Source organism: Actinomyces sp. MRS3W, from assembly GCF_032465695.1.
Taxonomy (GTDB): Bacteria; Actinomycetota; Actinomycetes; order Actinomycetales; family Actinomycetaceae; genus Actinomyces.
Genome location: NZ_JAWDJJ010000260.1, coordinates 1 through 8,769, shown reverse-complemented (window position 1 = coordinate 8,769; position 8,769 = coordinate 1). Strand labels below are relative to the sequence as shown.

At 68.5% G+C, this 8,769-nt stretch carries 4 protein-coding genes and 1 pseudogene; 3 read left to right on the top strand and 2 right to left on the bottom strand.

Annotated elements, in window-relative coordinates:
• Positions 1-2,685 (top strand): family 78 glycoside hydrolase catalytic domain (locus tag RWX45_RS09845; RefSeq protein WP_316023549.1); only part of this gene is annotated, 2,685 nt, incomplete at its 5' end.
• A gap of 642 nt (positions 2,686-3,327) precedes the next feature.
• On the opposite strand, the gene RWX45_RS09840 is transcribed toward RWX45_RS09845, so the two are convergent.
• Positions 3,328-4,620 (bottom strand): glycoside hydrolase family 1 protein, encoded by a 1,293-nt coding sequence (locus RWX45_RS09840; RefSeq protein WP_316023548.1) that lies wholly within the window; start codon positions 4,618-4,620, stop codon positions 3,328-3,330.
• Between the two features lie 120 nt (positions 4,621-4,740).
• Positions 4,741-6,120: an MFS transporter gene (locus RWX45_RS09835; RefSeq protein WP_316023547.1), complete on the bottom strand. Its 1,380-nt coding sequence runs from the start codon at positions 6,118-6,120 to the stop codon at positions 4,741-4,743.
• Positions 6,121-6,379: 259 nt separating this feature from the next.
• On the opposite strand from RWX45_RS09835, the gene RWX45_RS09830 reads away from it, so the two are divergent.
• Both RWX45_RS09830 and RWX45_RS09825 read left to right on the top strand, forming a co-directional pair.
• Positions 6,380-7,003, top strand: a complete 624-nt coding sequence (locus tag RWX45_RS09830; RefSeq protein WP_316023546.1) for a helix-turn-helix domain-containing protein — start codon at positions 6,380-6,382, stop codon at positions 7,001-7,003.
• 1,354 nt (positions 7,004-8,357) lie between these two features.
• Positions 8,358-8,769: pseudogene (locus tag RWX45_RS09825) on the top strand (alpha-L-rhamnosidase); the annotation flags it as partial.

Sequence of the window (8,769 nt, the reverse complement as noted above, 5' to 3'; positions counted from 1 at the left end):
GACTACACCTGGCGCGTGCGCGTGTGGACGCCCGCACCGGCCGAGGCGACCGGGGCGAGCGGCACCACGACGCCGGGAGCGCCGTCGCCCTGGGCGGTTTCCGCCTTCTCCACCTCGCTGCTGACAAAGGGCGACGTCGTCACCAACTGGGTGGAGCCCACCCAGACTCCCGTGGAACTAGAACCCGAGGCCTCCTTCGACACCCTGTTCGCCCCGCAGGAGCCGGTGCCCGCCGGAGAGAAGCTGCACCCGGTCAAGCTCGTACGCCAGGACCTGCCCCTCTCCGACGCCGCGGCCGCCCCCATCACCCGGGCGCGCCTGTACACCAGCGCCCAGGGAGTCATCGAGGTGAGTATTGACAGCCGGCCGGTCGGCGACACCGTGCTGGCGCCGGGTTGGACCAGCTACCACACCTACACCGAGTTCGACGTCCACGACGTCACCGCCCTCCTCACCGACCCGGCGGGCAGCCCCCGACGTCACACCCTGGGCCTGGCGCTGGGCGACGGCTGGTTCGCGGGCCGGACCACCATCACCGGGGAGTCCGGCCAGTACGGGAGGATGCTGCGCGGCTGGTGGCAGCTATCGATCACCCGCGCCGACGGCGCCCACGAGACCTGGGGACCGGATGACACCGCCCGCTCTTGCGAGTCCGGGCCGCTGCGCTACAGCGACATCATGATCGGGGAGAAGCGCGACGACCGCCTAGCGGCGGCGATCGCCGGCTGGGACGTCCCCGGTTTCGACGCCGCCGCCTGGGACCCGGTGCGCCTCATCCCCCACGCCGATCTGGACCCGGCCACCGCCCTGGAGCCCTTCCGGGGTGAGCCGGTGCGGCGTCTGGCGGAGCTGCCCGCCACCCGGGTCATCACCACCCCGGCCGGGGAGACGGTGGTGGACTTCGGGCAGGTGATCGCCGGGCGGGTGCGGTTGCGCGCCGTCGGCCCGGCCGGAACCGAGATCGTCCTGGAGCACTCCGAGCACCTGGCCGCCGACGGCACCTTCTTCTCCAACGTGCAGGGCCCCAATAAGGATCAGCGCGACACCTGGATCCTGGCGGGCACCGGCACCGCGGCGGCGCCGGAGGTCTACGAGCCGACCTTCACCTTCCACGGCTTCCGCTACGCCCGGGTCACCGGCTACCCCGGCAAGCTGCGGGCCGAGGATGCGACCGCCATCGTCGTCGGCTCCGACCTGGAGACGGCCGGGGACTTCGCCTGCTCCGACGCGCGCCTGACCCAGCTGCACGCCAACACCGTGTGGAGCCAGCGCGCCAACTTCCTATCCATCCCCACCGACTGCCCCCAACGCGAGCGCGTCGGGTGGACCGGCGACATTCAGGTCTTCGCCCCCGCCGCCACCAATAACGCCGAGGTGCACAGCTTCTTGGCGCGCTGGCTGCGCAATGTGCGCGCCGACCAGCTGGACGACGGCCGCGTGGTCATCATCTCCCCCTTCGCGCCGCGCCAGGCCGCCATGGAGGGACAGGGCGGCATCGGCGGGGTGACGGTCGCCGCCGGCTGGGGAGATGCGATCATCCGCGTGCCGCTGGCGCTGTGGGAGCGTTACGGCGACGTCGACACTCTGCGCGCCAACTACGCCGCCATGCAGGCGTGGGTGGGGATGCAGTCCCACCAGGCGGCCACCGAGCTGCCGCCACGGCTGCGCTGCGGGGACTGGGAGGACACCGAGCGCACGGTCGGCTGGGAGGCGCTCGATGATGAGGCCGCCGCCCGGCAGCGACTGCTGTGGAACTCCCGGATGCACTTCGGTGATTGGTTGGCACCGTCGACCCTGGCCTCCGGCGCACCCGACGCGATCATGACCGCCCCGCACCTGACCAGTGAATTCGTCGGCTCCGCCTTCCACGCCGAGGCACTGCGGACCCTCGCCCGGGTGGCGCAGGTCCTCGGGCACGACGACGACGCTGCCGCCTACCTGCGCCGCTGGGAGGAGGTGCGGGCGGCGGTGGCCGCGGAGTACATCGGCGCCGACGGCACCATGGAGCCGGATCTGCAGGGCATGTACGTGTTGGCGCTCGCCTTCGACATCGCCACCGGCACCCAGCGTGAGGCGGTGGCGAACCACCTGGTGCGGCTCGTGCGCGAGGCCGGCGACCACCTGGACACGGGTTTCCTGTCGGTGCCCTTCCTGCTGGATGTACTGGTGGACGCCGGCCATGCGGATGTGGCGTGGTCGGTGCTTATGCAGGACACGGCGCCGTCTTGGCTGTATGAGGTCGAGGAGGGGGCCACCACCATTTGGGAGTCCTGGTTCGCCGTCGCTCCCGACGGGACGGTGGGGGCCATGAGTTTCAACCACTACGCCTTCGGCTGCGTGGACGACTGGTTGTTCCGCCGCCTGGGTGGGATCGACCCGGCACAGCCCGGCTACCGGCGGGTGCGCGTGGCTCCGCTCACCGATGGGCCGGTGTCATGGGCGCGGGCTCACCGCGATACGCCCTACGGGCGCGTGTCCGTGGCCTGGGAGCGCAGCGATGCCGAGCACGGGGGCGCAGGTGCGGGCTCCGACGCTTCCGACGCTGGCGCCGCGGACAGTGTCTCGAGTGGGCAGCCCCACGTGCGCTACGAGATCACCCTGCCGGCTGGCGTCACCGGGGAGCTGGTGGCCTGCGACGGCAGCGTGCACGAGCTGCCCAGCGGGGACACGCCCCTGACCATCTGACCGGGCCGCTAGCGGCGTGGGCAAGCTCCGCGGTTGGTCCCCCGCCCCGCGCCTGTTGCGCGGCGCGCACACGCGTTTCAGGATCTTGCAGCAAGCATGACAGAGTACACATTCCCAGGGCTGGAACCGGGGCAGACCGCTCGGTATATTTCTTGGCGCCGGCAGGGAACAGCCCCGCCGGTGCCCGACCGGAGAAGCCGGACGGGGTCAACTCAACCGAAAGGAACCGACATGTTCTTCGACATCGATCTGGCCGTCCGTGCCGCTGCCGCCCGTGAGCGTGAGCTCGAGCGCGCCATTGCCGCCGAGAACGAGCAGCGCTGAACCAGCCGCTGCACCAACGGTGACCGCCTGAGGCGGACCACCACGCGGGCGCTCCCGCGACGACCATAAGGTCACGGAACACCGGGGCGAGGACGACGAAGTCCTCGCCCTTCTTGCTGTCCGCACACACCGCCGTCTCCCCTCACCGAAACCGGCACTAATGACATGCCGAAACCGGCACTTGTAACGCACCGAAACCGAGCGAAGTTGCTCAGGGATCACTGCCCTCACATGCTTGCCCCTCATTCCTGCCGCAAGCGGCGCCGCCGAACCCGATTTCCAGGCTCGACGGCGCCGCTCGGTACGCCCCGACGGTGATTATTCGCCGAGCACTGCCCCGTTGGTCTGGGCGATCTCGCCGAGTACGTACGCGCTGGGCTTGGGCGTGCGCACCTGGGTGTCGCGGTCGACGGCGATGATGCCGAACTTGGGCCCGTAGCCGAATACCCACTCGAAGTTGTCCATGGCGGACCAGCACATGTAGCCGCGCACGTCCACGCCGTCGACAATGGCCTTGCCGACCTCGGCGATGGCGGTGCGCAGGAAGTCGACCCGCTGGGTGTCATCCTCGGTGTTGAGGCCATTCTCGGTGACGATAATCGGCACCTTGATCGTGTCCCACGCCTCGCGGACGACGGCGCCAATGGCCCAGGGCCAGATCTCCTCCCCGCCCTGGTTGACTACGGCGCCCTCGGCCGGCGGTACCGGCCCGTCGGGGCCGAGCACGGTGCGGTTGTAGGTCTGCATGCCGACGAAGTCGTCGCCCTCGCTGACCCGCAGGTAACGCAGGTTGTTCTCCTCGGTCAGGTGAGCGACCCGCTCCTCGCCGCCGGGGGCGGCGTGGAAATCGGTGTTGGCCAGGGTCCAGCCGACCTGCATGGAGGGCTTGACCGCCTTGATGGCCTCGACGGCTGCCTTGTGCGCGGCGCACTTGATCTCGAAGGCCTCCTGGGTGGCCGACAACTGGAAGCCGGCGACCTTGTCCGCCGTCGTCCCTAGGGCGCGGGCGGCGCCCTCCCAGGTGGGGTTGCCCAGGCGTTGCGCGGGCTCGCGCTCGCACATGCCCATCTCACCGAGCAGGATGGCGAGGTTGGGCTCGTTCATGGTGCAGGCGATGTCGAACAGGTCGCCGAGCTCCTCGGTGACTCGCCGACAGTAGCGAGCGAACAGCGCCGGGGTATCGGCATCCTCCCAGCCGCCGCGGGCGATGAGCCACTGGGGGGAGGTGAAGTGGTGGTAGGTGACCAGCGGGGTGAGTCCGTGCTCGTGGCAGGCACGCAGCATGTCGCGGTAGTGCGCGATGGCGACGGCGGAGAACTCGCCCTCGGCCGGCTCAATCCGGCTCCACTCCAGGGAGAAGCGGTAGGAGTTGAGCCCCAGGGAGGCGAGCAGGGCGATGTCCTCGCGGTAGCGGGTGTAGTGGTCGCAGGCGTCTCCGGAGGACTCGGCGTACATGGAGTTCGGGACGTGCTCGTACAGCCAGACGTCATTGTTAACGTTGCCACCCTCGACTTGATGGGAGGCGGTGGCGGTACCCCAGAGGAACCCGTCGGGGAAGGGCGTGGGGCGGGTGGGCGCGGCGGAGGTCGCCGTGGATGCAGGGATGGTCATAGTGCGATGGTCTCCTGTTGCTGTCTCGGTACGTCGCCGGTTCAACGGCGGCGCGAGGCCTGAGTGGATGAAGCGGGCCAGGGCGGTCGGCTGGGACACCGACCGCCGTCGTCGGCCCGATTACTTGACGCCCTTGATGAGGGGCATGAGCAGCGCGCCGATGAAGCAGAACACTGCGGCAATGCCCCACAGCAGCGGGTAGTTGTCGTCGTGCGCTCCGAGGATGGTCGGCGCGAGCGCGGGCACGATGACCGTGGGAAGGTTGAGGGCCAGACCGAAGACGGCCATGTCCTTGCCGGCGTCAGCCTCGGAGGGAAGCACCTGTGAGCACAGGGCGAGGTCGACCGTCAGGTACATGGCCTGCCCCATGGCGAAGATGATCCAGGCGATAGTGAAGACCGTGAAGGACGACGACGTCCCGGCCAGAACCAGGGCGCCCGCCATGACCACGGCGGCGAGCGCAACGAAGGGCCTGCGCACGCCGAGCTTGTCCGAGATCCAGCCGGAGCAGGTGAAGAAGATGATCGACACCGGCGCGCTCATGAGCGACAGTCGTCCGGCGAGGGTTCCGGCGTGAGCCGGGTCATTGCCCAAGCCGATGACCAGGTAGAGCACGAAGAAGTTGAGGAAGGCGGTCATGGCGATGCCGGCGAGGAAACGCGCCAGCCACACCCAGCCGAAGTTGGGGTGCTTGAGCGGGTTGACGAAGAAGTGCCGGAACATGGACAGGATGTTGCCCTGCGGGACCTCCTCCTTGGTGTGCACCGGGTCCTTGTAGAGCACGAGCAGCGGAATGATGCAGAAGATGGCCAGCAGCGGCGGCACACACATGAGCAGCACGGTGTTACCGACGAGCGCAGAGCAGATGTAGGCGCCGGCGGAGGTGGCCAGGGCTCCACACATGCCCATGAAGCCCATGACGCGCCCGCGCATATTGGCGGGAATGCCCTCAACCGGGATGACCGAGTAGGCGTTGAAGCCGGCCTGGGCGAAGGCAATGCCGACGACGTAGGCGACGATGATGAGGGTTCGGTTGGTCGTGACGCCGATCAGGTAGAACGAGACGGTGGCGATGAGGTAGCCGGCGACGATCCAGGGCTTGCGCCGTCCCCAGCGGCTGGTGGTGCGGTCGGAGAGCGAGCCCACCAGCGGGATGACGAAGAGCATGAGCAGGGCCGAAATCGACGTGGCCCGGGAGTAGGTGGTGGTGGCCGAGGCCTCATCCAGCAGGGTCAGCCGCAGCTGGAGGGCGGTACCCATCGTCATCATCATGATGTAGCCGCCGATGGCGCCGATCAACACCAGCGCGACGGTGCGCGACGGCTTGCCGAATTTGCGGGTGATGCGCTGGACTTCTTCTTCCTCCGCAGTCATGGCCGCGGACTCGGCAGAATCCGCGTGGCCTGCGGACCACTGGGGACCGTCCGCCTCGACGACGGCTGACGGGGCGGCATAGGAATCGTCGGCATTGTCATGCCGAGCGGTGGGTGGGGTGCTCATCAATCGTCCTTGATATGAGGCCGGCTGCAATGCCGGCGGTGGCGCGCTCACGGCTGCCCGCGGCGCCTAGCACGATGACTATAACCCAACTTGTTCCACTTTGGTCAAGATCCAAATCACTTCCAACTCGGTCAATCTGCACCTGAGTACATGCTCACAGTCACCGAGCTGCACACGGGGGTTCTCAAGCTCGCCAGCCGACTAGGCTTACTTCTCGGAGCGGGACGCCGTCTCCGTATCAGCAGAAATGAGGAGAGTCGTGCCCACCCGAGACGCCGTGGCGCCACCCGATGGCCGCACCCGCTACGCCAACGGGGAACGGCGTCGCGCTGCGATCGTCGACGCCGCCATGGAGGTGTTCGCCGAGCAGGGCTACAACAACCTGTCGTTGCGGCAGATCGCCGACGCCGTCGGCGTGAGCCACACGCTGCTGCGCCATCACTTCGGAAACAAGGAGACCCTGCTTCAAGCCGTACTGACCCGACGCGAAGAAGCCGAGTCCACCTGGCGCGCCGAGCTCTTCGCCGAGCACGGGCTACTGGACGCCCTCCCCCTCATCATGGCCCACAACGCCACCATTCCCGGCCTCATCCAACTCGATACTGTCATGCGCGCCGAAGCCATCAATCCCGACCACCCCGCACATGACTACATCGTGGGGCTGGCGGAGCGTTTTCGGACAGCCGTGCGCACCGACCTGGAGAGTGAGCGCGAGGCGGGCTACCTGCGCGAGGACGTTGACCTCGACCTGACGGCCACGCAGATCGCCGCGCTCATCGAAGGCGTCCAGGCCGAATGGCTACTCGACCGCAGCGTGGACATGGCCGCTACCGTCGGCGACTTCGCCCGCCGTCTGCGCAAAGCTCCGACGATCGATTCCTGAAGGAGCCTGGTCGCCCCTGTCGGACAGGCGGGCGCGGCCGCCGGATGCCGGCGCGAAACGCAGACTCCTCGCGGCTCCCTAGCGGACGGCGAAACGAGCCCCGACACCAGAACCGGGACGAGACCTGGCAGCTGCGCATAGGCCGAGCGTCGAGCACGTCGCCCGACGACCAAGGTGGTCGGCATAGCCACAACCGAGCACGCGGGGTGGCCCGTGAGCGTGCGGGTGGTCCTCCATCACGCGGGCCGGCCCGCGAGAACGTCGGCCCGCCGTCGAGCACGCGCCCCGGGGGCGCCCGTGCTGTCTTCTCACTTTGGGAGGGTTTGAGTCTCATGGCTTCTGACGTTCCCGGTGGGTGCGTCTTCTCGTGTGGCGGCCGTTTCCGCCGAGGACGGGCACTAAGGGCCTCGCGGAAGCTGGCGCAGGTCGCCTCAAAGCAGGTGGGTGGTAGGCGCTAACCGCCTTGAGGCCGGTGGTGGTGGGTGCTAGCCACCTTGGTGTCAGCGGCGGTGGTGGGTGGTGGCCGTCTTAAGGTCGGTGGGCGGTGGGCGGTGGCAAAAGTGTCCATTGGTCGAAACTTTTGAGCCGCGGAGCGGCGCGGGTCGACAGCCTTCATCGTATTTGCCCAGGTCAGAGGTCGTTTCTGGAAGATACTGGTCGGTGTGGGCCGCAAAAGTTGCGACAGATGGACACTTTTCGGGCTCACTGCCGGGCCGGCGCCCACCATCGGGCGTTCAGGGACCTACTTGGGTGCGCGGGGGCCGTACCGTATTGCCGCCAATCCCACTTGAACGCCCGCACAGCCACGACAACACCCGCCCTGCACCCTGCGGCGTCTACTACGCCACTTCACCGTCTACTACGCCCGTTCGGGGTCTGCTACGCCACTTCGGGGTCCGCTGCATGGCTCGCAGGCCTTCAGCAGACGGTTAACCGGCGTACTGGGCGGCGAAGTGGCGTTCCGTAGACCGCAGCGGCGACCTGCGTGCCCGAGTTGCGTCCTACACCGCTACACACCCCGCCCCTAACCTCGCGAGCGCCATCATGCTCCACCGGCTGCGCACCGCGGTGACTTCGCGTCAGAGTCTCATGGCTTCTGACGCTCCCAGATCCCATGAGATCCAACAAGCTCAGAAGCCACGAGACAGCACCGCCCCCGGGAGCGCGTGCTCGACAACTTCCGGGCTCGCTCGACCGCTCCCCCACATTCTCGACCACTACCCACCGCTCTCGACGGCTACCGGGCGTGCTCGACGTTGCACGCTCGGTCGGCACACCGGTTGACGAGTCCCGGCGCCACCGCATAGCCTGACCCCAATCCGTGAAACGGTTCAACGACGACCCGGAGACTCTTGTGACCGCACACCAGCCCAGCCAGCCAGTTGGTCCTGACGCCACCAGTTTGACCGACCTGCTCCACGCCGCCGCCCCCAAGCCCACCGACCCGGTCGGCCCGCTCGCCGCACCCGTGCGCCTACGCGTGGACCACCACCGCCCGGACCATCCCGTCCTCGGCGGCACCGGCCCGACGCCGTCGCTGTCCTGGGAGGTGCCCACGGCGCCCGCCGGATGGGCACAGGCCCGCGCCGAGATCGAGGTGGCCCGTGCCGACGTCGGCGCCCTGCCCGGCGCGCCCGAGATCGTCACCCTCGACGGCCCGAACTCCCTGTTCATCCCCTGGCCCGTCGCACCGCTGAGCTCCCGGGAATCCGCCGTCTGGCGAGTGCGCGTGGCCGGGGACGACGGCGCCTGGTCGCCGTGGTCGG